The following is a 23,156-nucleotide window of genomic DNA, read 5'->3' as shown; positions in this document are numbered from 1 at the left end:
TGTCGCGGCTTCGGCGGTGCACCACAATCGGCCATTTTCCGTCGTTTGCTGTAGGTTCGCGCGCCGAGGTGCTTCGGGCATCAATCGGCGAAAACAGGAGCCAACCGAGGCTTTCATGAACAACTCGAGGCCGCCGGTCAGGGGAACGCAGCCACCGCCGCGTCGCCAAACGCTGGGTGATCAGCGCTACGGCGCCAACCTGCCGCATGGGTTTCAGGGCGAACGACGACCGCCGGCGCCGCCGCCGCGGCGCTCGTCGTGGCTCGGTTCGGTGCTGCTGTATGGCGGCGTTGCGGTGCTAGCGCTCGGCGTGTTCGGTGCGACCGTGCTCGTCATGTCGCCGCCCAGCGATCTCATCCGGCGCGAAATCATCTCCCGGGTGAAGGCCGAGACAGGGCGCGATCTGACGATTGCCGGGCCGGCCTCGTTCACGTTCTTCCCGTCACTAGGGCTGAGGCTCAACGGCGTGTCGCTGTCCGCGCCTGCTGGCATGGGCGGAGCGCCGCTGGTGAAGGCCGAGAGCTTCGACGTCGGTGTCAAGCTGATGCCGCTGCTGCGCCAGGAGATCGTCGTCGACCGCCTGGTGCTGAACGAACCAGTGTTCTCTCTGCGCGTCGATGCCGATGGGCGCAGAAACTGGGATATGGCTGGCGCGGAGATGCCATTTCGCTTTGCCGGCGCCCGCGAGAATGGTGGCTGGGTGGCCGGTGCGCGAGAGCTGATCGCGCCATCGGCTCATGCGGCGCCACGCGAGCTGGCGGCGCTGTCGCTCGATGACATTTCAATCATCAACGGCGCGGTGCGCTACAACGACGAGCGCAATGGCGCGTGGGGCCGCTTCGACGGCATCAACGCGCGCTTTGCGCTGCCGGGGCTCGATCAGCCGCTGGTCGGCAGCGGCGATTTCCTCGCAGATGGCGAAACCTTCAGATTCAAGAGCACACTTTCGACGCCCGCAGAGCTTGCGGCGCGGCGTTCGGCCAAGCTGGTGCTCGATGTTTCAGGCATGCCGCTGTCCATCGGCTATGACGGCACAATAGGCGGGGACCAGGCGGGGGGAACGCTGAAGGCGGATGCGCCTTCACTGTCGGCGCTGGCGCAGTGGTGGGGCACGCCGGTCTCGCCCGAGGCCGGCGCCGGAGCGGTGTCGTTCTCGGCCGTGCTCAATGCGACGGCCCGTACGGTGCAGCTGACGAACATCGACCTGAAGGCCGGTCGCACCGCGGCGGCCGGCGCCGTGAGTTTCGAGGAGCGGCAGGGTGCGCGCCCGCACGTGGGGGCCGATCTCAGGATCAGCGGACTCGACGTGGCGGCGCTGCCGCTCGGTGCCGACCTGCGCGCTGCCGCCGGTCAGGGGCGCTCCGTGCCGGCCCCGACGCCGCTGTCGCTCGACGCGCCAGCGCCCGCGGAGGAGCCGCAGTCGATCGACGACCTGCTGAACCAGCAGCAGCCGGGGCCGCGGGTCAAAGGCTATACGCAGCGCGCCGACGGCGCGTGGAGTTCGGAGCCGATCGACATCAAGGCGCTCGGGCTCGTCGATGCGGATGCCCGGCTGCAACTCGTCGACATCACCTATGGCCGCACCAAGATCGATACGGCGCGGGCGACCGTCGACCTCAAAGATCAGGTGGCACGCATCGATCTAGCCGAGGTGCGCCTCTACAACGGCCTCGGCAAAGGGCAGGTGACGCTGGACGCGACGCAGAGCGAGGCGGCGTTCACTTCAGACATCTCGCTGACAGGTGTTAATGCCGGCAGGCTCTTGCGGGATTCCGCCAAAGTGGACTGGCTCGATGGGACGGCGGACGTTTCGTGGAAGGTGACTGGGCGCGGGGCGAGCGAAGCTGCGATCGTCAACTCGCTCAATGGTTCCTCGCGCGTTGCGGTCAACAACGGCGCGGTGATGGGCTTCGATCTCGGCGGTGCTCTTGATGAGCTGTCGGAGGGCGGCATCCCGGATTTCAATTACGACCGCACGAAGCGCACCACATTCCGGTCGATGACCGGCAGCTTTACGATCGCCAATGGCATCGCCAGCAACAGCGACCTGAAGCTCGACAGCCCGCACCTGCATGCGACGGGCACGGGCTCCGTCGACCTGCCGCAGCGCTCGCTCGACTACACCGTGAAGCCCAAGCTCGTCGCTAATCTCAAGGGCGATGGCGGCGAGAAGGACGCTGCGGGCATCGAAGTGCCGGTGCACATTACCGGCTCGTGGCAGCAGCCAAAGTTCCAGCCCGATATCGCGGGCGCGCTGAACAGCCAAGGCACGGTCGATGCGGTGAAGCAGATCGGCAAGCAGCTGAAGGGAAAGAACGCAGGCGAAGTCGTCAAAGATCTGTTCGGAAAGAGCGAGGACGGCGGGCCCTCGAAGGCGCAAAAGCTGCTCGACGGACTGTTCGGGAAGAAGTGAGAGCGCGGCGCGAGAGCGCGCGCGTTCAACTCGTCGCAGCCTGCGGAGAGGCCTCGCAAAACCGCTGCGCGGATGCGCGACGAAAAATTTTGCCCGCAGGGGCAAAATTCTTCTTGCGTAGGGGGGGGGTTGGCCTCATATGACCCCTCTCCGTTCGTCCACCTGCCCTTAAGGTCGAGGTTTTCCAGAACCCCCAAGGTAAGGAGCGGACGGGTCACATCTATCTGCTGGTTGGGGAGGGTCATATGGCCTTTAATGACACCCTCTTCCAATTGGGGATGGACTTGACTCGTTCAAGCACCGCCCAAGAGGAAGATCGTCGTGTAGCTGCGCCTGTAGCGCACGAAGACCATGCGCAGGTTGCGCATGACAGTTACGCGCAGGTTGCGCGTGACGACGACAGGAAAGACTTTTTCGTCGAGCGAAACGGGAAGCGCTTTGCAGGAACCCACCTTATCGTGGACCTGTTCGGCGCTCGACGGCTCGACGATCTCAAGCACATCGAGGCAACGCTGAAGCGGTGCGCAAAGGCAGCGGGTGCAACCCTGCTGAACGTTCACCTGCATCACTTCACGCCCAATGGTGGCGTGTCGGGCGTTGCCGTTCTCGCGGAGAGTCACATCTCCATCCACAGCTGGCCCGAGGCCGACTATGCGGCTCTCGACGTCTTCATGTGTGGGGATGCCGAACCGGAGAAGTGCATCGAGATCCTACGAGAGGCTTTCAGCGTTCGTGACGTCGTGGTGAAGACTCACCACCGCGGTGCGGAGCTATCAGACCTTAAGTGGCAAGCCGCCGCGCAGCACAAAAGCGCGCCGGTTCGACTGAAAGGTGTCAGGCGGCCGAAGCGCGCAGCTTAAGCTTGCGCGGAATGGCCCTCCCCGCCTTTCCGGTCACGTTTCTGCCTTGTCCTTAGGCGACGCAGTGGCGAATATGCCGCTGCGTCGCCGATGGATTCGGCTCGGCCGGCTCAGCAGGGGATCTTCGATGCTGCGCGCCTTATTAACCCTCGCCCTCTCCGCGCTTCTGATAGTGCGGGCGGTGCCTGCCGGCGCGCAGGAGCAAGGGCTTGGCGGCAGCTTCATCACGCCGTTCCCGGAGAATGACGTCTATCAGGTGCAGCTCGTCGGCGACTGGCTGGCCGAGGGACTGCTCGGCGGTCTGGTGCAGGCCTTCAGCGGGCAGGGCGTGTCGATCGCGCCGAAGCGCTATGACCTTCCCGGTCTCATGCGCAGCAATTCCACGACCGAGCTCGGCGCGCTGGAGCAGGCGTTCACCTCCGATCCGAGCCATATCGCTATCGTCATGGTGGGCGCGCAGGACCGTTACAGTCTCAACCGGCGGCGCTCGGCCGAGAACATCGATGAGTGGCGCAACGAATACGCAGCGCGCATCGACCGCGTGATGCGGGCACTGAGGAAGGGCAACCGCGCCGTCTACTGGATCGGCTTGCCCAACATGCGCCGCTGGCAGGACAACGAGCGCGCACAACGGATGAATGACGTCATCCGCGAGCGCGCCTATCTCAACGGCGTCCGCTACATCGACGCATATGCAAGCTTCATCGACGAGAACGGTGGCTACAGCGACTGGGGCCCGGACATCACCGGCAAGAGCCGCAGGTTGCGCGACCGTGATGGCGTGCACTTCAGCGAGGCCGGCTACCTGAAGCTGGCGCACTTCGTCGAGCGTGAGCTGAAGCGCGACATCGCCCAGGCGCGCACGGAGCGCTCGATACCGCTCGCCGGAGATTCGGCCGAGCAGTCGCGCGTCAATCCGGAGAAGGTGCGGCTGCGTGCCGAAGAAGCGGCGCGCGAGCGCGCTGCGAAGAACGCGAAAGGCGGCTCCGGCTCGGCGGCGTTGGCGAATGCCGGGAACGGCGATGGCAGTGCGCGGGACCAGCGGCTGGAAACCGGCAAGGTCGATATCCGCATTCCCGGTCCCGAAGGCACCGAGCAGGTGGTGACGGTCGATATCGTGCGTCCAGCCATTCCCGCTTCCATCGTGGCGCTGGTCACGCGCAAGCAGAGCAACGACAAGGCAGCGTCGATGGGCGACGTTCTGGTCGATCAGATCCCGGGCGGCTTGACGGTGATGAGTTCGATCACGCCGGCGCGAAACTCCGATCCGACGCGGCGGCGTATGTCACCGACGCAGAGCGCTTACTTCCGCGTGCTGGAGAAGGGCGAGCGCCTGCCGCCGAAGCCAGGCCGCGCCGACGATTTCACCTGGCCGCGCGTGCAGCCCACGGCGTCGGCACAGGCCGGCGAGCCTCCGGCGATGGTGCCGGGCGATGGCAGTACCGGAAGCAATCGGTAGTTTGTTCGGCTGACACGCGCTTAGAGATGCTTTGGGCTTACTCGCGTTTAGAGACGCCTGGGCCCGCGCAGTCGGAGCCTTAGCGGCGGTGTTTGTGGCGCCGGTAGTAGCGGCGGCAGCGCTCGAAGCCGAGATCACAGCTGATTCTGCGGCCACCGACGTAGCCGATTGCGCCACCGCCGATGAAGCCTACAGGGCCGGCGATGAGGCCGCCGGCTACAGCGCCAACTGCGGTATGCGTTGCCCGGCTGGCGGCGTTTGCACTCGCGCTCATGGCGATGATAGCGGCCGCGGTGATTGCGGCTTTGGCAAGCGTTCGCATCGATGATCCCCCTGGTGCAGGCAGCTCGCCGAGCAGCGCTAAAGCTGCCGGTTGAACTCCAACGCGCTTCGGGCCGTCATGGTTCCGCAATCTACGGCGCGGTTGCGGCCAAGGTGGATCCTCGGGACAAGCCCGAGGATGACAGCGGGTGGCACGGTGTCCGAGACGGAAGTGAGGCGTCAGCGGGGGAGGAGGCTCTTGCCCATGAGGAACTTGTCGATCGACTGGGCGGCCTGACGGCCTTCGCGGATCGCCCACACGACGAGCGACTGGCCGCGGCGGATGTCGCCGGCGGCGAACACCTTAGACTGGCCCGGAACCTTGTAGTCCTGCTCGTTGGCTTCGATGCCCTTGAAGCGGCCGCGCGCGACCACAGGCAGACCGAGCTCGCCGATCAGGTCGTCCTCGACCGGGCCGGAAAAGCCCATGGCGAACAGCACGAGGTCGGCGGGCAGCTCGGCTTCTGTGCCGGGGATCGGCTGCAGTTTGGAGTCCATATGGACGTAATGCAGCTTCTTCACCTTGCCGTCCTCGCCGGAGAAGTGCGTGGTCGAGACCGAGTACTCGACCTTGGCGCCTTCGGCCTGGCTGGTGGAGATGCGCAGCTTCAGCGGCCAGTGCGGCCAGGAGAGCGCCTTGTTCTCCTTCTCGGGCGGCATCGGCATGATTTCGAGCTGAGTGACGGACTTGGCGCCCTGACGCAGCGAGGTGCCGATGCAGTCCGAGCCGGTATCGCCGCCGCCGATGACGATGACGTGCTTGTCCTTGGCGAGGATTTCCTTGGCGTCGGTGATGGCAGGCGGAACCTCGCCAGAGACGCGGCGGTTCTGCTGCGGCAGGAAATCCATGGCGAAGTGCAGGCCGTCGAGATCGCGGCCGGTCGCGGCGGTGAAGAAGTCGAACGGCTTTTCAGAGCCGCCGGCGAGCAGCACGGCGTCGTAGCTGTCCTCGAGCTCCTTGGCGGTGATCGTCTTGCCGACGTGAACGTTGCAATGGAAGGTGACGCCTTCGGCTTCCATCTGCTTCACGCGGCGGTCGATGATCCCCTTCTCCATCTTGAAGTCAGGGATGCCGTAGCGGAGCAGGCCGCCGGGCTTGGAGTTCTTTTCGTAGACGTGGACGTCGTGGCCGACGCGCGCGAGCTGCTGGGCGGCGGCGAGGCCGGCGGGGCCGGAGCCGACGACGGCGATGCGCTTGCCGGTCTTGGTCTCGGGCGGCTGCGGGCCGATCCAGCCTTCCTCAAAGCCGCGGTCGGCGATGGCGCACTCGATGGCCTTGATGGCAACCGGCACGTCATCGATGTTGAGCGTGCAGGCGGCCTCGCACGGCGCCGGGCATACGCGTCCGGTGAATTCGGGGAAGTTGTTGGTCGAGTGCAGGTTCTGCGCCGCCGCCTTCCAGTCGGAGTGGTAGACGAGGTCGTTCCAGTCGGGGATCTGGTTGTTCACCGGGCAACCGGTGTGACAATAGGGAATGCCGCAGTCCATGCAGCGGGCTGCCTGGACTTTCGTTTCCTCAGTGCTCAGCGCCTCGACGAACTCGTTCCAATGCTTGAGGCGTTCGGCGACTGGCGCATATTTGCGCTCCAGCCGATTGAACTCGAGGAAGCCCGTAACCTTTCCCATACCCGTTCCCTATTCGCGGCGGCGAGCACTCATGGCTCGCCGTTGGCCTCGGCCATCGTTGCGTGGAGAGGCGAAATTCCTCAAGCCTTGGCCATCTTCAAACCGATCTCGATTTTCTCGAGACCGTCCTTGTCGGCCGCCTGTGCCTTGGCCATGGCGACAAGTGCCTTGCGGTATTCGACCGGCATAACCTTCTTGAACTTCGGCATGTAACCGCGCCAGTCGGCGAGGATGGCTTTCGCCTTGGCCGAATTTGTGTAGTGCGCGTGACGGGCGATGAGCGTGTAAAGGCGCTCGGCGTCGTGCTTGGTCATGTCGCTCATGATGTCGACGAGGCCGTGGCTTTCCAGGTCGCCCTGCTGGCCCATCAAGCGCTGCATGATCTCTTCCTCGGCCTCGATGGGCTCGAGTTCGACCATGGCCATGTTGCACTTCTGCTCGAAGTTGCCGGCTTCATCGAGGACGTAGGCGATGCCGCCCGACATGCCGGCTGCGAAGTTGCGCCCGGTCTGGCCGAGGACGACGACGACGCCGCCGGTCATATATTCGCAGCCGTGATCGCCAGTGCCTTCGACGACGGCGGTGGCGCCGGAGTTGCGCACGGCGAAGCGCTCGCCGGCGATGCCGCGGAAATAGCACTCGCCGGTGATAGCGCCGTACATCACCGTGTTGCCGACGATGATGCTTTCTTCAGGCTTGATGCTGGACAGCGCGTTGGGGCGGACGATGATCTTGCCGCCCGAGAGGCCCTTGCCGACGTAGTCGTTGCCTTCGCCGACGAGGTCGAGCGTGACGCCGTGTGCAGCCCAGGCGCCGAACGCCTGTCCGGCGGTGCCGGTCAGTGTCAGCCAGATGGTGTCCTCGGGCAGGCCGGCGTGTCCGTAGCGTGCGGCGACCTCGCCCGACAGCATGGCGCCGGCGGAGCGGTCGACGTTGACGATCGGCACCTCGGCCTTAACCGGCTTCTTGGATGTGAGAGCCGGCTGAGCGATGGCGATCAGCTTGTTGTCGAGCACCTTCTCGAGGCCATGGTCCTGGGCTTCGCAATGATGGACAGCGACCGACTTCGGCATCTTCGGCTTGTAGAAGACCTTGGAGAAGTCGAGGCCGCGTGCCTTCCAGTGCTGGATGGCGCGATCCTTGTCGAGGGCTTCGGTCTGGCCGACCATCTCGTCGAACTTGCGGTAGCCGAGAGCCGCCATGTACTCGCGCACTTCTTCGGCGACGAAGAAGAAGTAGTTGATGACGTCCTCGGGCTTGCCCTGGAACTTGGCGCGCAGCACCGGGTCTTGCGTGGCGACGCCGACCGGGCAGGTGTTGAGGTGACACTTGCGCATCATGATGCAGCCGGCTGCGATCAGCGGGGCGGTGGCGAAGCCGAACTCATCGGCACCCAGAAGCGCGCCAACGACGACGTCGCGACCGGTGCGCAGGCCGCCGTCGACCTGAACGGCGATGCGGCCACGCAGGCGGTTGAGCACGAGCGTCTGATGCGTCTCGGCGAGGCCGATTTCCCACGGCGAACCGGCATGCTTGATGGAGGTGAGCGGCGAAGCGCCGGTGCCACCTTCGAAGCCGGAGATGGTGACGTGATCCGCGCGCGCCTTGGCGACGCCGGCGGCGACGGTGCCGACACCGACCTCAGAGACGAGCTTCACCGAGATGGCGGCGCGCGGGTTGACGTTCTTCAGGTCGAAGATGAGCTGGGCCAGATCTTCGATCGAGTAGATGTCGTGGTGCGGGGGCGGCGAGATGAGGCCGACGCCCGGGGTCGAGTGGCGCACCTTGGCGATGACCTTGTCGACCTTGTGTCCGGGCAGCTGGCCGCCTTCGCCGGGCTTTGCGCCCTGCGCCATCTTAATCTGGATCATGTCGGAGTTAGCGAGATACTCCGTCGTCACGCCAAAGCGGCCGGAAGCCACCTGCTTGATGGCCGAGCGCATGGAATCGCCGTTGGCCAACGGCTGGAAGCGATCCGTCTCTTCGCCGCCTTCGCCGGTGTTCGATTTGCCGCCGATGCGGTTCATGGCGATGGCAAGAGTCGTGTGTGCCTCCCGGCTGATGGAGCCGTAGGACATGGCGCCGGTGGCGAAGCGCTTGACGATCTCGGCCGCGGGCTCGACTTCATCGAGCGGCACGGGCGTGCGACCGAGCGCTTCTGCGGAGCGGATGCGGAACATGCCGCGCATGGTCATGAGCTGCTCGGACTGCTCGTTCACCTGTTTGGCAAACGCGCGGTACTTATCCGGCAGGTTGCCGCGCACGGCGTGCTGCAGGTCGGCGACGACCGAAGCGCGCCAGACGTGAGATTCGCCGCGCACACGGAAGGCGTACTCGCCGCCGACGTCGAGCGCGTTCTCCAGCACGGGTACGTTGCCGAATGCCGCCGCATGACGGTCGACCGTCTCTTGCGCGATTTCGCGCAGGCCGACGCCTTCGATCTGCGTGTGGGTGCCGGTGAAGTACTTCTTCACGAACGATGAGCGCAGGCCGACAGCGTCGAAGATCTGCGCGCCGCAGTACGACTGGTAGGTGGAGATGCCCATCTTGGCCATCACCTTGAGAATGGCCTTGCCGATCGCTTTGATGTAGCGCGTCTTCACCTCTTCGGGCGTGATGCTCTCGTCGATCTCGGGGAGCATCGCCTCGAGCGTCTCGAAGGCGAGATAAGGGTTGATCGCCTCGGCACCGTAGCCGGCGAGGGTGCAGAACTGATGCACCTCATTGGCTTCGCCCGTCTCGACGACGAGACCGACGGAGGTGCGCAGGCCTTGCTTGATCAGGTGGTGGTGAACCGCCGACGTCGCGAGCAAGGAAGGAATAGGAATGCGGTCCGGTCCGACGGCGCGGTCGGACAGGATAATGATGTTGTATTCCTTCGAGCGCACGGCCTCCTCGGCCTCGGCGCAGACGCAGTCGAGGGCCGAGGCCATGCCGGCAGCGCCCTTTTCAACGGCGTAGGTGATGTCGAGCGTGATGGACGAGAACTCGTTGTCCTTCACCTCGCCGATCTGGCGGATGCGCTCCAGATCCTCATTGGTGAGGATCGGCTGGTAGACCTCGAGGCGCTTCTGGCGCGAGGTGCCTTCGAGGTCGAGGATGTTCGGGCGCGGGCCGATGAACGACACGAGGCTCATGACGAGTTCCTCGCGGATCGAGTCGATCGGCGGGTTCGTCACCTGGGCGAAGTTCTGCTTGAAATAGGTGTGCAGCAGCTTGGACTTCGACGACAGCACCGAGATCGGCGTGTCGGTGCCCATCGAGCCAATAGCTTCCTGGCCGCTCTGTGCCATCGGCATCATGAGCAGCTTGAGGCTCTCCTGCGTGTAGCCGAACGCCTGCTGCATATCGAGCAGGGAGACATTGGACTTCTTGGCGGTCGAGCGGCTCTTGGGAAGCGGCAGATCGGAGACGAGAATCTGCGTGCGCTTCAACCACGTCTCGTACGGGTTGGAAGCGGAGATCTCAGCCTTCAGTTCCTCGTCGGAGACGATGCGGCCCTTTTCGAGGTCGATGAGCAGCATCTTGCCCGGCTGCAGGCGCCACTTCTGGACGATCTTCTCCTCGGGGATCGGCAGCACGCCCGATTCAGAGGACATGACGACGAGGTCGTCCTTGGTGACGAGATAACGCGCGGGACGCAGGCCGTTGCGGTCGAGCGTGGCGCCGATCTGGCGACCGTCGGAGAAGCACATGGCGGCCGGGCCGTCCCAGGGCTCCATGAGACAGGCGTGATACTCGTAGAAGGCGCGACGCTTGCGATCCATGAGCGGGTTGCCCGCCCAGGCTTCGGGAATGAGCATCATCGCAGCGTGCGTCAGCGAATAGCCGCCGAGCACGAGGAATTCGAGTGCGTTGTCGAAGCAGGCGGTGTCCGACTGGCCCTCGTAAGAGATGGGCCACAGCTTGGAGATGTCGTCGCCGAACAGCGGGGACGACACGGACGCCTGGCGCGCCGCCATCCAGTTGACGTTACCGCGGAGCGTGTTGATTTCGCCATTGTGCGCGACCATGCGATAGGGGTGCGCGAGCTTCCACGAAGGGAAGGTATTGGTCGAGAAGCGCTGGTGCACGAGCGCCATCGCCGACACGCAGCGCGGATCGGAGAGGTCCTTGTAATAGGCCTTCACCTGGTAGGACAGGAACATGCCCTTGTAGACCAGGGTGCGCGAGGACAGCGACACGGTGTAGTGGCCGATGTCGCGGTTCTTGTAGGCCTGCTGGATCGAGTTGGAGACGATCTTGCGCGCCAGATAGAGGCGGCGCTCGAAGTCGTCCTGATCGAGGATGGTCGAGGGGCGGCCAATGAACACCTGGCGATGTACCGGCTCAGTGGCGATGACCAGCTCAGACATAGACGAGTTGTCGACCGGCACGGAGCGCCAGCCGAGCAGTTCAAGGCCCTGTTCCTTGACGATGCGAGTCCAGACGCGCTCGCAATGGGCGCGCAGGCGCTCGTCGCGCGGCATGAAAATGTGGCCGACGGCGTAGCGACCCGGTGGGGGCAGCGAGAAGCCGAGTTTCTTGCACTCGTCCTTGAGGAAGTCGTGCGGGATCTGAATGAGGATTCCGGCACCGTCGCCTGCGAGCGGGTCGGCGCCCACGGCACCGCGATGCTCGAGATTGGCGAGGATCTGCAGAGCGTCGGAGACGATCTGATGCGATTTGCGGCCCTTGAGGTCGGCGATGAAGCCGACGCCACAGGAATCGTGCTCGTTCCTGGGGTCATAAAGGCCTTGAGCCGGCAGCATTCCGCTCGGGCTGATTTCTGCCTCGAATTCACTCATGTCCTAGGGCCTTTGTCACACTGCGACCTCTCATTGGGGCGCGGCAGTAATTGGTGGTGCTCGATGCGATAGGGCGAAGGGGCCGTATGCGGCCTAGCGGCCGGGGGCGGTAAATCTGGGTCCGATTAAGCGAGCCGATCCGGCGGCTTGCTGGTGAGCAGCGGCCGTTTGAAGCCAAGCGATTTTGCGGACTCTGACGTGGGCCGCATTTTAAAGAGTACCTCGCTCGCCCCGGCGGGATGGCGCGGCTGGGCGCATTCGTGCTGCCCAGCAAGAGTTATAAAGGACAGGAGTGCTGACCTTTCAAGCGAGATTGGCAGATTTTTGGGCCGGGCACAAGCTTCTAAGAACGTCTCTGAAAAGCAATGCAGCCAGATAGGGTCGTGTGGCCCAAAAAAAGCGGCCGCCAGGTCATGGCGGCCGACAAGTTTGGGGGCTTACGCTAGGGAGAAACGTTAGGCGGTGGTTGCCTCGATCTGCTTGGGGCCGACGCCAATAGAAATCGTGCGCGGCTTCATCCGCTCGGGAAGATTGCGGACGAGGTCGATGTGCAGCAGGCCGTCGGTAAAGTCGGCGCCGTTCACCTCGACGTGGTCAGCAAGCTGGAAGCGGCGCTCGAACGAGCGGGCGGCGATGCCCCGGTGCAGGAACACGCGCTCCTTTTCCTCAGGTGCTTTCTGGCCCGAGACGATCAAGGTCTGTTCTTTGACCTCGATCTTGAACTCGTCCTTGTTGAAGCCGGCGACCGCCATGGTGATGCGGTAATCGTTCTCGGCTAGGCGCTCGATGTTGTACGGCGGGTAGCCGTCGGCAGCCTCAAGGCCGTTGACGCCGTCAAGCAGCTTGGCGAGACGGTCGAAGCCAACGGTGGAACGATAGAGAGGGGCAAAATCGAACTGTCGCATGACATATCCTCCGAAGTTGAGCGACATGCAGTTGCGTCCGCCGCGATGGCCGGACGACCACTTTGAGGCGCACCCCCGCAGGGCATGCGCACAAACTGTATTTAGGTGGGCCGGAAGACGGTTCAAGGAGCTGGTGCGCGTTAGGTCGCCCGGCTGTGGCGCGGGGTCTCAAGTTACTTTGCAGCAACAGGAAACCAACGCCCTTCAGGTGCGGTTCATGTAGTGAGGATCACCCTCGCGGGGCTTTGGGAAGCAGCCGCAACCTTCCTCTCCAAGGAGTCCTTACACATGTCAGCGTACGCCCGTCTCGCCGCGGCATCTGCGCTTGCCGTGTCACTTGCCTTTACCGCACTGCCGGCCAACGCGGCCGATCTCTACGAGCCGCCCTACGATGGATACGGCGAAGGGCCGCCTCCGCGCGGGGATCGTTACGCGGATGTCCCCGATGACTTCGAGCCCCCCTATCCGCCGCGCTACCGGGAGCGTGGGTGCATTCCGCGCGATGTCGCGCGCGATCGCCTGCGCGATGCCGGCTGGTACGACTTCCACGCACTGGAGCCACGCGAGGACGTGGTGCTGGTGAAGGCGCGGCGCGGGCGCGGGCGGTTGTTCGACCTGACGATCGATCGGTGTTCCGGGCAAATCGTCGATGCGCGGCCGCTGGGACCGCGGATGGGGCCTTATGCCTGGGGACCGCCGCGCCGGCACTGGGCGCCATACTAAGCCTCCGGCCGCTCAGTCGCGCTAACATGGCCGCAACTCTTCGCCGCCTGTATGATGGCGGCGAAGAGTCGTGCAATGCCCAAGGAGGCGCGATGCAACTCGTGGCGCTCGCCAAGAACCCGGTCCCAAGCGGGGGGACCGTCGGAACTTTTCATGGCTATGACGGGGCCGAGTTACGCTATGCGCGTTGGGACGCGACCCGGCTGCCGCGACGGGGAACCGTGTGTCTGCTGCCGGGGCGCGCCGAGTTCATCGAAAAATACTTCGAGGTCATCGCCGATCTGAGGCGGCGCGGTTTCGCCGTCGCCACGATGGATTGGCGCGGGCAAGGCGGGTCGCAGCGGATGCTAGCCAATCCGCGCAAGGGGCACGTGCGCGGCTTCTGGGAGTACGATCGCGACCTCATCCGCTTCATGAAGGACGTCGTGCTGCCCGACTGCCCGCCGCCGTTTATCGGCCTGGGGCACTCGATGGGCGGCAATATTCTGCTGCGCAACGCGACGATGCCGGGTCTCTGGTTCGAGCGACTGGTTCTGACTGCGCCGATGATCTCCATCGCCGAGGAATCGCTCGGCACTACCTCGCGACGGGCGCGGATATATTCGGAAGTCGCCTCGCTGATGGGTATGTCGACCGCCTATGTGGTCGGTGGCTCGGATGACCTCTATGCGATGCGCAAGTTCGAAGGGAATGCGCTGACCTCCGATCCGGAGCGGTGGCAGCGAACGAAGGCGGTGCTCGAACTGAGGCCGTCGCTTGGGATCGGCTCGCCGACGGTGGGCTGGCTGCGCAGTGCGCTGAGGTCGTGCCACATGCTCAAGGCGGATGACTTTCCCTCGCAGATCAACATTCCGCTGCTGATGTTCGCGGCCGGCAACGACAGCGTCGTGTCGACGCGGGCAATCGAGGACTTCGCCGTCCGCACCAAGGTCTCCTCGTGCATCCTGATGCCGGGCTCGAAGCACGAGGTTCTGCAGGAGAACGATGCGGTACGTACGCGCTTCTGGGCCGCGTTCGATGCCTATCTGGGCGTCGAGATGAAGGTCGCCTAAACCGAAGCTACGCTGGTGGGAGTGCCGTTGGCTCAGCCGGCGAGCAGGGCCAGGGCCTCGGCGTGCACACGCGGATCGCCCGCGGCGATGATGCGTCCGCCTTCGGTCGCCGGTCTGCCGTCCCAGGTGGTGACGATGCCGCCCGCCTTCTCGATGATCGGGATGAGAGCAACGATGTCATACGGCTTCAGGCCGGATTCGATGACGAGGTCGGAAAAGCCGGCGGCAAGCAGGCAATAGGCGTAGCAGTCGCCGCCATAGCGGGTCATGCGCACGCGGGCTTTGACGCGCGCGAAGGCGTCGGCCTCGTGCCCGGCGGCCAAGAGATCGGGGTGCGTGGTCGAGAGAATGGCGTCGGACAGCGATGCGCAGGGGCGCGTTTTGATCTGCTTTGCCGGCGTGTCGGCGGTGCGGACGTAGGTCGCGTCTTTGCCGGACCAGAAGCGCTCGCGGGTGAACGGCTGGTCCATGATGCCGAGGATCGGCGCGCCGTCATCGAGCAAACCGATGAGCGTGCCCCACAGGGGCCAGCCCATGATGAAGGCACGGGTGCCGTCGATAGGGTCTACAACCCAGCGGAGGCGGGCGTCGGCGCGCGTGGTGCCGTGCTCCTCGCCGATGAAGCCGTGCTCCGGCCAGGCACGGGCGACCAGTTCGGCGATGACGCGCTCGCCGGCCTGATCAGCGGCGGTTACCGGGTCGAAGTCGCCGCCGTCCGCTTTGTTGCTGACGCCGATGGGCGTGCGGAAATACGGGCGAATGGCGTCGCCGGAAGCGTCAGCCAGGCTTTGCGCGAAATCGATGAGCGCCTGCAGGTCTACCTGAGTCTGATTTGCCACAGTATTTCGCTCGCCCTGATAAGATTAGATGTCAGTATAAGACCCGCCAAAACACTGCGGTTAGTCTGCACGTTGTAGTGCGCATCTTTCATATATGTGACCGACAATCAATTGCTGTTGCCGACTAGTGACATCATACCCCGAATGCGGGACCAAACGTCGCTCATCCGTTGATCGCAGGTGCGAACCGTCTCATATGTGAAATGCGCGGTGGCGCTGGTCGCTCCAGACTACCGTTAGCCCACTTGGGCGTTTCCTCCCTAGACTTGGGCCGTTCGTTCGCCGGACGGCCTTTTTTCATGTTTGGGTGGTAGGAATGTACAGCTCGGCTCCTAGAGGTGTGACTGGTAGCCGAGATTTGCATGGGTCCCTGATTTTGGAAGGGCAGCTCTGCAAAAAATGCATTTGATTATGCTGCGTCGCACCAGTAACTTTTGCGATGCGACATCGTGAGCTTGCTCCGGTGTTGTAGCCCTCCTTGGGCGTTTCCTCCCTAGACTTGGGCCGTTCGACACCCGAACGGCCCTTTTTTCTTGCCCGGCGTCCATCGCGGCGCGCTGGCGGCTGAGCGTCCACATTTCCCAGCGATTATCCGAGGACCTTCCAACGCTTACCCGAGGTCGTGCTGCGCGCGGGTATCGGCAACGGTGCGCTATATTTTGTGCGTTGCAGCATGATTGTTTTGCATAGCTTTGCAATGCAGCGCGGGCCGGCGCGCTACTCGGCGGCCATGCGGTGCTCTAGCAACGCGGGCAAATCGTTGAACAGCGGCGCGGCGAGGCTGAGCAGATCGCGCTGCAAATCAGCGAAGCCGGCCGTGGGGAGCAGCTTCATCTCGTCCAGATAGAGCCCGCGGTTGATCTCGATTTGCACGGCGTGGACGTCGCGCGCGGGACGTCCGTAGTGCTCGGTGATGTAGCCGCCAGCGTAGGGCCGGTTCATGTGCACCTCGTAACCGAGGCTGGTGAGGGCGTCCTTCAGAAAGCGCGTAATGCGGCTATCGGCCGAGGCGCCGAAGCGATCGCCAAGGACGATATCGGGGCGTGGGCCGCCGGACGGTGCCATCGAGGCGGAGGGCATCGAGTGGCAGTCTATTAGAATGGCGTAGCCAAAACGCGTGCGCGTTGCCTCGACGAGTTCGCGCAAGGCCTGATGGAACGGGACGTAGAGATGCTCGACGCGGGCGAGGCCGGCGCTAAGGGGGAGCTTGTCGCGGTAGATCTCCTCGCCGTCGGCGACAATGCGGGCGATTGTGCCAAGGCCGCCGACGACGCGCACCGACTGGGTGTTGGCGAACTCGGGCGGAGGCTCATCGAAGAGATCTGGGTCGAGCTCGTAAGGCTCGCGATTGACGTCGAGGAAGGCCCGCGGAAATCGCGCCGTTATGAGCGGCACGCCACAGGCAGCTACGGGCGTGAATAGTTGATCGACGAGGCAGTCCTCAGATTTGCGCAGCGAGAGCGGGCTGAGGCGGGAAGAAGCGATAAAGCTATCCGGATACACGTTGCCGGAGTGCGGAGAGCAAAGAACGAATGGAGCAATGGGAGTTGCCGGCGCGCTCACTTGGTAAGGCGGCAACAACTCGGGGGGGACAGGACCGTCGCGGGCGGGCATGCTTCTTGCGGTATCCCTCTTCGCTGACCGGTGCCGGCTCAATTCGGTTCAGGACAGACGGCTTGGTCGCTGCCGGAATAGCGCACTACTGTAAGAAGGCGTAACAACCAGTGTCATCCGGCCTTGCTCACTGTGCCAACGTCGCCGCATTATGTCCACTGGGGGGCGCTAGTGCTCCGTTTCTCGTTGCGGAGGGCGAAACGGGCTCGGCAAGTTCCTGCCGGACACTTCACCAGCCGTTTACCATAGTCGAATCACAGTCGGGGCCGCGCGTGGCGTTGACCGGCGCATCCAACTGACAGTTTCAGAGTAGCCATGACCGCAAAGCCCTCTAGTGTAACGATTTCCCGCATCCTGCTCGCCGAAGACGACGATTCGATGCGGGGCTTCCTGGTCCGGGCCTTGAAGAAGGCTGGCTACGATGTCATCGCGTTCCCCAATGGGGAAGAAGCGTTCGAGCGGCTGAAATCGGAGCCGTTCACGCTGCTTTTGACCGATATCGTGATGCCGAAGATGGACGGGATCGAGCTTGCCCGGCGGGCGAGCGAGTTGGATCCGGACCTGAAGATCATGTTCATCACTGGGTTTGCCGCCGTGGTCCTCAACAGCGACAACTCGGCACCCAAGGACGCTCGGGTCCTCTCCAAGCCCTTCCATCTGAAGGATTTGGTGCGCGAAGTGGACCGTTTGCTCGCGGCTTAGGGCAAGATCTCGCCAAACCTCGCAATCAGCTGTTGACCTTGCGGGGGGCGAACGCATAGAAGCACGCCTCTGGGGCGCGTAGCTCAGCGGTAGAGCACTACCTTGACATGGTAGGGGTCACAGGTTCGATCCCTGTCGCGCCCACCACTTTAGTCTGCGCGTAGCCGCCACGCCAACCCTACGCGCTTTGTCCTTTGATCACTCGGTGTTGAGATGAAAGTTCGGAATTCGTTGAAATCGCTGCGCGGCCGTCACCGCGCCAACCGCCTCGTCCGTCGCAAGGGCAAGGTGTACATCATCAACAAGGTGCAGAAGCGCTTCAAGGCACGGCAGGGCTGAGCGGCGAATCTTCGCCACCTTTTGACGCCCATGCTGCTGCGTCCTATTGTAACTGGATGCGCAGCACCATGCCTCGCCTCTTCATCGCCCTCGGTCTATGCGGCCTTCTGGCCGCTGCAGGCTCCTTCGGCGAACAGATGTCCGCCAAGGCCCAAAGCCTCCCGGGCGCCGATCAGCTGAAGCCTCTTCCAGCGCCGCACAACGACCTGCCGCCGATTCCGGCGCCGCCGGGTGCGGTGTTCCCTTCGGCGAAGCCGATGATGCCGGCCGACAAGCCGGTGCCGGAAGATCGCGAGGCGCTGCTTTCGGAACTTTACTCGCACCTTGCGCAAGCGCCGAGTGAGGCGGAATCCGCTCCGATCGAGCAGGCCATCGAGAGCCTCTGGCAGCAGTCGGGCAGCGATACCGTCGGCGTTCTGATGAGCCGGGCGGTGAAAGCGATCAACGACAAGGACGACGAGCTGGCGTTGCAATTCCTGGATGCAGTTGTCGAGCTCGTGCCCGACTATGCGGAGGGATGGAACCGGCGTGCGTTCGTGCAATTCCGGCTCGACAATTACGATGCCGCTGTAGGTGACCTGCGGCGCGCGCTGGCGCTCGATCCGCACCACTACAAAGCGCTCGACGGGCTGGCGCGCATTCTGCGCGACACCGGCCAGAAGAAGGCGGCGCTGAAGGCGTATCGCGAGATCCTGAAGATCAACCCCAATCAGAGCGGTGCCAAGGAAGCCATCGACGAGCTATCCGTCGAGGTCGAGGGGCAGGGGATATAGTCTCTTTGTTTTTTCTGACACGAGATGAAGCAAGCTTTGCTCTTGGTGCTCGTCGCGCAAGCTGATAGCCGCCGCGCCTAAGGCGCGGGGGCTCTTGGCCCCTTGCCGCTCTTCGCGGCGCTTCCTTTTCTAGGTGTCACGAGGCCGGTCGAACCGTGCGTGCGGCTGGCGTCGCGCGAGCGCCGGCTCTCAGCTGGCGCGAAGCCAGCCGCACGACAAGCGTCTCACAGCTCGTGTCACCGGATAGTGCGTCAGCGGATCTCGGTCGAGGGGGCGCCGTTCTCGTCGACGAAAGCGATGCGGATCATGTTGGTGGCGCCGGGCGAGCCGAACGGCACGCCGGCGGTGATCAGCAGTCCACCGTGTGGGGGGACGAAGCCTTCGTCGAAGGCGATGCGGCAGGCTTTGGTGACCATGTCGGTCAACGTTGCCGGATCGCCCGTCATCACCGAATGCAGGCCCCAAACAAGCGAAAGCCGCCGCGCTGTCGATTCAACGGGCGTCAGGCCCATGATCGGCAAGTTGGGGCGTTCGCGGGTGACTCGCAGCGCGGTGGATCCGGTCGCCGTGTAGCAGACGATGGCAGACAGCTTCACCGTGTCAGCGATGGCGTGGGCTGCCGTGGCGATGGCGTCGGCGCCGGTCGGCTGGGGGGCCGTCTGGGTGGCGTGGATGATCGAGTCGTAGCCCGGGTCCGCCTCCACCTCGATGGCGATGCGATCCATCATCTGGATCGCCTCGATGGGGAACTGGCCGACGGCTGATTCAGCCGAAAGCATCACGGCATCGGCACCGTCGAACACGGCGGTGGCGACGTCGGAAACTTCGGCTCGGGTCGGGACTGGCGAGGAAATCATGCTCTCCAGCATCTGCGTCGCCACGACGACCGGCTTGCCGGCGGCTCTTGCCTTGCGGGTGATTTGCTTCTGCAGGCCGGGCACGCGCTCAACCGGCATCTCGACGCCGAGATCGCCGCGCGCGACCATCAGGCCGTCGGCGGCCGCAACGATGGCATCGAGATCGGCAATGGCGGACGGCTTTTCGATCTTGGCGAGGATGGCGGCGCGGTCACCAACGACCTTGCGCACCTCTTCGACGTCCTCGCCGCGCTGGACGAACGAGAGCGCGATCCAGTCGATGCCGAGCTTCAGGATGTAGGAGAGGTCGGCGCGATCCTTTTCGGTGAGCGGGCCGATAGGCAAGAGGGTATCAGGAAGGCTGATGCCCTTGCGGCTCGACAGGGCGCCGCCCACGAGCACTTCAGCGGCGATGGAGCCCTGCTTCTTCTCGATGACGCGCATGCGCAGCTTGCCATCGTCGAGCAGCAGCGTGTGGCCGGGCTCAACGGCGGCGAAGATTTGCGGATGGGGCAGGAAGACGGATTCAGAGTTGCCCGGCTGCTCGGTGCGCTCGAAGCGGAAGATGGCGCCGTCGTTCACGAAGACGCGGCCGCCGGCGAATTCGCCGACGCGGAATTTGGGGCCCTGCAGGTCGGCGAGGATGCCGATCGGGTGCCGGTGGCGCTTGCCGACCCAGCGAATGGAGTTCTGCAACGCACGCGCGGTGTCGTGCGAAGAGTGGCTCATGTTAATGCGGAACACGTCGACGCCGGCCAGGAACAGCCGTTCGATCATCTCAGTGGCCGAGGAGGCTGGACCTAAGGTCGCGACGACCTTGACCCTTCTTTTGCGTCTCATTTTTCACTCGCCTCGGGGTCGGTGAGGCGGATGGTCCACTCCTGCGACTCGCCCGTATCGACTTCGAAGAAACCGGTGCGCTTATAGCCGCGCTTCTGACAATCCTGAACCCCGCGGATGGCAAAGGATTTTTCGTCGGTGCACATGAAGTTCGTGCCGACCCATTCGCCACCGCGGTCATAGTCTAGGGCGTGAACGTAAATAAACCGGCTCGGCACTGCCCCTTTAAGGAGCGTTTCACAAGTTTGAGAGGCGATATTCCACCAGCCTTCCGTGGCCCAACCAGTCGCGTCCTGATAACCGACGGCGACGCCGACGCGACTTGAGGTCGAGTTGCAGAGTTTGAGATCAGCGTGAGCTTGCGCAGAGAAACCGAGCAGCGGCAGGAGCAGGCAGGCCGCATAGCCGGGCCTTCGATGCCACCACTTCTTGTTTCCCCGTTCGGCCAACACTTTGGACTGCTCCGCTCGCCTATGCAATTTGTTCCGCCGGTGGTGCGTCACCGCGCTCGGTTCCGCTGAGAGAGCGGTTCTGGCGAACAGAAATGTTAATCATGCGGCGGGCCTTGGAGACTCGCCCCGACAAGGCAGGGTGCAGTGTTTGTTTTACAGGAACTTGGCGGCATTGCGGTTGGCCGCAATACACGCGCCAACCGGCACGCGTTGCCACGCCCCGTCCGCGGCCTTCGACCAATGATCGATACGCCGAAACGCCGATAGCGGTCATTTTAGCCCGTCCCCCTGCCCGAACGCTGGTTTGCGCAATCGCGTTTGCCGCGTCAAGCCTTCCTCCGACGCGGGTAGTTCGGGCGGGTAGTGTTTGAAATGCCTCTGGGTAGTTTTCGTGACAGCACTGCAAAGCTATATAAGAGCGATGCCTGACTCCGACGGCCACGGCGGGTTGCTACTCGCCGACCCCCTTGTCACCGACAGCTATGAAGTGGTGCCAGGCCGGCTCGATGCTGGTCTATTGGTCATGTGCGACCACGCCACCAACGCGCTCCCGCCCGAGTACGGCACCCTGGGGCTGCCCGCTGGCGAGCTGGAGCGGCACATCGCCTATGACATCGGTGCCGCGGCGGTTACCCGCCATGTCGCCCGGCTGCTCGGGTCGCCGGCGATCCTGACGCGGTTTTCGCGGCTGCTGATCGACCCCAACCGGGGGCTCGATGACCCGACGCTGATCATGCGCATTTCCGATGGCGCGGTGGTGCCTGGAAATCGCCATCTCGATACAGCGGAGCGCGACCGGCGCGTGCGCCAGTATTACGAACCCTATCATCAGCGCGTCGACAGCCTGATCGAAGATTGCGTCGGGGCCGGCGTGCCACCAGTACTGCTGTCGATCCATAGTTTTACCGACAAGTGGAAGGGCGTGCCGCGGCCCTGGCATGGGGCGATCCTGTGGGATCGCGATTACCGGTTCTCGGTGCCGCTGCTGGATGCGCTGCGCGCCGATCCGGAAATCGTCGTCGGCGAAAACGAGCCCTACGACGGCAAGCTCGCAGGTGACTGTATGTGGCAGCACGGCACGCGCCGCGGCATCGCGCATACCATCATCGAGATCCGCCAGGACCTCATTGGCAACGAGGAAGGGCAGCTCGCGTGGGCAGCGCGACTTGCGGAAGCGGTGCAGGCGGTGTTCGCTCGGGCCGAGTTGCGCGAAGCAATGCACGCGGTGCAATACTTCGGCTCGCATACCGACACGGATGGGGCCCCGCCCTATACGGTGCACGAGGGCACAGGATGAGCGACATCGATCCCAAGACCGCGACCGAGCTCGAGGCGGCAGCGTTCCGCCGGCTGGTTGCGCACCTGCGCGAGCGCACCGATGTGCAGAACATCGATCTGATGAACCTTGCAGGGTTCTGCCGGAACTGCCTGTCGAACTGGTATCAGGACGCAGCGGCTGAGCGCGGGATCGAACTGGCGAAAGACGAAGTGCGGGCGCTGATCTACGGCATGCCGTACAAGGAATGGCAGCAGCGCTATCAGACCGAGGCCTCGCCCGAAGCGAAGGCCAAGTTCGCCCAGTCGAGCACTGGTGGTCACAAGTAGTTTTGGGTGACACGAGCGGCGAGAAGCTTGTCGTGCGGCTGGGTCGCGCGGGCTGAGAGCCGCTTTTTTTTCGCCGCCGATTCACGTCCTGGCTGATAGGCGCTGGGACGATCGGGGCGAGGCGCGGCGATGCGGAAGGCTTGTGAAGTGTGACACACAAACCGCAGGGGCAATTGAAGATTTCTATGGATGGATTGCGCGCTCGCCTTGAAGGGGCAAGGCGGGGCGAATAGCGTTTCTTCTCCTTTATCACGTATGGAGAAGAGGGATGACGACGCTACAGGCCTCGGCGCAAAAGCAGCTGCGTCAGCTCGTTGAGCAGATCGAGCGGCTCGAGGAAGAGAAGAAGGCGCTCGCTGGCGATATCCGCGACAAGTTTCTCGAGGCCAAGGGGCTTGGGTTCGACGTCAAGGTGCTGCGCCAGGTGGTGCGGCTGCGCAAGAAGAGCGCAACCGAGCGCCAGGAAGAAGATGCGGTGCTGGAAGTCTACTTGCACGCGCTGGGCATGCTCGGGGAAGACGACAGCGCGCACGATGCCGCCGTCGCAGCTATGATCGCCGCAGAATAATTGCGCGAGTGCCGCAGCGTCAGGCGCGCTGCGGCAACTGGGCGAACTCGTGCACGGCTGGGAGCATCCGGCTCTCGGTATCGACGATGAACCTAGCGGTGATCTTCACCGCCTCGTCGAGTACACGCGCACAGCTTTCCGCCGTGATCCACTCGGTCGATTCCTCATCGAAGACGAGACGCATGTCGTCGGCAACGCTCCACGTGCCGACGTGCTGGCGCGATGTCGCCCCGTTGCGAGTGTGGGCGACGAGAATCTCGTCGCCCTTGGAGATGAAGAACCAGGATGGCAGCGGATCGGCATTGAGGCGCTGAGCCAGCGCCTGCAACACGGTCCTGCCGACCTCCTGCCTTGTGGCTGCTTCCTCGGTATCTTTGCGGCTTCTTTCACGCTCGCTGGCGAGCGCCTCGGCCAGTGTCAT

The 23,156-nt window shown here is 63.8% G+C and carries 21 protein-coding genes and 1 tRNA gene; 12 read left to right on the top strand and 10 right to left on the bottom strand.

The features are described 5' to 3' along the window. The first annotated feature begins 115 nt into the window (after positions 1–115). Entirely contained in the window at positions 116–2,413 is a 2,298-nt protein-coding gene (locus tag ACP15D_RS09730) for an AsmA family protein (RefSeq protein WP_424957318.1), read from the top strand. A gap of 293 nt (positions 2,414–2,706) precedes the next feature. Here the strand turns inward: ACP15D_RS09730 and ACP15D_RS09725 are convergent, their stop codons facing one another. Next, a complete protein-coding gene (locus ACP15D_RS09725; protein WP_424957317.1) occupies positions 2,707–2,865 on the bottom strand; it encodes a hypothetical protein in 159 nt (52 codons plus the stop codon). A 6-nt stretch (positions 2,866–2,871) separates the two neighbouring features. Here ACP15D_RS09725 and speD point away from each other — a divergent pair, with 6 nt between their 5' ends. After that, positions 2,872–3,273: an adenosylmethionine decarboxylase gene (gene speD, locus ACP15D_RS09720; protein ID WP_424957316.1), complete on the top strand. Its 402-nt coding sequence runs from the start codon at positions 2,872–2,874 to the stop codon at positions 3,271–3,273. Between the two features lie 127 nt (positions 3,274–3,400). Next, positions 3,401–4,732, top strand: a complete 1,332-nt coding sequence (locus ACP15D_RS09715; protein ID WP_424957315.1) for a GDSL-type esterase/lipase family protein — start codon at positions 3,401–3,403, stop codon at positions 4,730–4,732. Between the two features lie 79 nt (positions 4,733–4,811). On the opposite strand, the gene ACP15D_RS09710 is transcribed toward ACP15D_RS09715, so the two are convergent. The 4 genes from ACP15D_RS09710 to ACP15D_RS09695 all read right to left on the bottom strand — a co-directional run bounded on the left by ACP15D_RS09710 (position 4,812) and on the right by ACP15D_RS09695 (position 12,371). Beyond that, positions 4,812–5,054 carry a hypothetical protein gene (locus ACP15D_RS09710; RefSeq protein WP_424957314.1) on the bottom strand — a complete coding sequence of 81 codons (243 nt, stop codon included), beginning with the start codon at positions 5,052–5,054 and terminating at the stop codon, positions 4,812–4,814. Positions 5,055–5,233: 179 nt separating this feature from the next. Next, positions 5,234–6,679 carry a glutamate synthase subunit beta gene (locus tag ACP15D_RS09705; RefSeq protein WP_424957313.1) on the bottom strand — a complete coding sequence of 482 codons (1,446 nt, stop codon included), beginning with the start codon at positions 6,677–6,679 and terminating at the stop codon, positions 5,234–5,236. 80 nt (positions 6,680–6,759) lie between these two features. Further along, entirely contained in the window at positions 6,760–11,466 is a 4,707-nt protein-coding gene (gene gltB / locus ACP15D_RS09700; RefSeq protein WP_424957312.1) for a glutamate synthase large subunit, read from the bottom strand. Between the two features lie 455 nt (positions 11,467–11,921). Further along, positions 11,922–12,371, bottom strand: a complete 450-nt coding sequence (locus ACP15D_RS09695) for an Hsp20 family protein (RefSeq protein WP_424957311.1) — start codon at positions 12,369–12,371, stop codon at positions 11,922–11,924. A 288-nt stretch (positions 12,372–12,659) separates the two neighbouring features. Between ACP15D_RS09695 and ACP15D_RS09690 the strand changes: the two genes are divergently transcribed. Then, positions 12,660–13,094, top strand: a complete 435-nt coding sequence (locus ACP15D_RS09690) for a hypothetical protein (protein WP_424957310.1) — start codon at positions 12,660–12,662, stop codon at positions 13,092–13,094. A gap of 92 nt (positions 13,095–13,186) precedes the next feature. Continuing rightward, a complete protein-coding gene (locus ACP15D_RS09685) occupies positions 13,187–14,146 on the top strand; it encodes an alpha/beta fold hydrolase (protein WP_424957309.1) in 960 nt (319 codons plus the stop codon). A 32-nt stretch (positions 14,147–14,178) separates the two neighbouring features. Here the strand turns inward: ACP15D_RS09685 and hisN are convergent, their stop codons facing one another. Beyond that, positions 14,179–14,985 (bottom strand): histidinol-phosphatase, encoded by an 807-nt coding sequence (hisN, locus tag ACP15D_RS09680; protein ID WP_424957308.1) that lies wholly within the window; start codon positions 14,983–14,985, stop codon positions 14,179–14,181. A 717-nt stretch (positions 14,986–15,702) separates the two neighbouring features. Then, the gene (locus ACP15D_RS09675; protein ID WP_424957307.1) at positions 15,703–16,599 is read right to left on the bottom strand and encodes an N-formylglutamate amidohydrolase; all 897 of its coding nucleotides are present in this window, start codon (positions 16,597–16,599) and stop codon (positions 15,703–15,705) included. Between the two features lie 315 nt (positions 16,600–16,914). On the opposite strand from ACP15D_RS09675, the gene cpdR reads away from it, so the two are divergent. The 4 genes from cpdR (at position 16,915) to ACP15D_RS09655 (ending at position 18,413) form a co-directional block, all read left to right on the top strand. Beyond that, positions 16,915–17,301, top strand: a complete 387-nt coding sequence (gene cpdR, locus ACP15D_RS09670; RefSeq protein ID WP_072369122.1) for a cell cycle two-component system response regulator CpdR — start codon at positions 16,915–16,917, stop codon at positions 17,299–17,301. A gap of 72 nt (positions 17,302–17,373) precedes the next feature. Then, positions 17,374–17,448 (top strand) — tRNA-Val (locus ACP15D_RS09665). Between the two features lie 66 nt (positions 17,449–17,514). Then, entirely contained in the window at positions 17,515–17,640 is a 126-nt protein-coding gene (gene ykgO / locus ACP15D_RS09660) for a type B 50S ribosomal protein L36 (RefSeq protein WP_072369121.1), read from the top strand. A gap of 68 nt (positions 17,641–17,708) precedes the next feature. Beyond that, positions 17,709–18,413: a tetratricopeptide repeat protein gene (locus ACP15D_RS09655; RefSeq protein WP_424957306.1), complete on the top strand. Its 705-nt coding sequence runs from the start codon at positions 17,709–17,711 to the stop codon at positions 18,411–18,413. 251 nt (positions 18,414–18,664) lie between these two features. Here ACP15D_RS09655 and pyk read toward each other — a convergent pair whose 3' ends face one another. Together pyk and ACP15D_RS09645 are read right to left on the bottom strand one after the other, a co-directional pair. Then, the gene (gene pyk, locus ACP15D_RS09650) at positions 18,665–20,110 is read right to left on the bottom strand and encodes a pyruvate kinase (protein ID WP_424957305.1); all 1,446 of its coding nucleotides are present in this window, start codon (positions 20,108–20,110) and stop codon (positions 18,665–18,667) included. After that, positions 20,107–20,502 (bottom strand): DUF1036 domain-containing protein, encoded by a 396-nt coding sequence (locus tag ACP15D_RS09645; protein ID WP_072371544.1) that lies wholly within the window; start codon positions 20,500–20,502, stop codon positions 20,107–20,109. Before ACP15D_RS09645 ends, pyk begins: the two co-directional genes overlap by 4 nt. A 481-nt stretch (positions 20,503–20,983) precedes the next feature. Here ACP15D_RS09645 and ACP15D_RS09640 point away from each other — a divergent pair, with 481 nt between their 5' ends. The 3 genes from ACP15D_RS09640 to ACP15D_RS09630 all read left to right on the top strand — a co-directional run bounded on the left by ACP15D_RS09640 (position 20,984) and on the right by ACP15D_RS09630 (position 22,735). Beyond that, a complete protein-coding gene (locus ACP15D_RS09640; RefSeq protein WP_424957304.1) occupies positions 20,984–21,859 on the top strand; it encodes an N-formylglutamate amidohydrolase in 876 nt (291 codons plus the stop codon). Continuing rightward, a complete protein-coding gene (locus ACP15D_RS09635) occupies positions 21,856–22,167 on the top strand; it encodes a DUF1244 domain-containing protein (protein ID WP_424957303.1) in 312 nt (103 codons plus the stop codon). The genes ACP15D_RS09640 and ACP15D_RS09635 overlap by 4 nt, the downstream gene beginning before the upstream one ends. 268 nt (positions 22,168–22,435) lie before the next feature. Then, positions 22,436–22,735 (top strand): DUF2312 domain-containing protein, encoded by a 300-nt coding sequence (locus tag ACP15D_RS09630; protein ID WP_424957302.1) that lies wholly within the window; start codon positions 22,436–22,438, stop codon positions 22,733–22,735. 19 nt (positions 22,736–22,754) lie between these two features. Here the strand turns inward: ACP15D_RS09630 and ACP15D_RS09625 are convergent, their stop codons facing one another. Next, positions 22,755–23,156, bottom strand: coding sequence for a hypothetical protein (locus ACP15D_RS09625; RefSeq protein ID WP_424957301.1), 402 nt, complete (start codon positions 23,154–23,156; stop codon positions 22,755–22,757).

It is taken from the genome of Hyphomicrobium sp. 1Nfss2.1, from assembly GCF_965243865.1.
Taxonomy (GTDB): Bacteria; Pseudomonadota; Alphaproteobacteria; order Rhizobiales; family Hyphomicrobiaceae; genus Hyphomicrobium_A.
The sequence above is the reverse complement of the archived record's forward strand: the minus strand, read 5'-3'. Positions and strand labels throughout refer to the sequence as shown.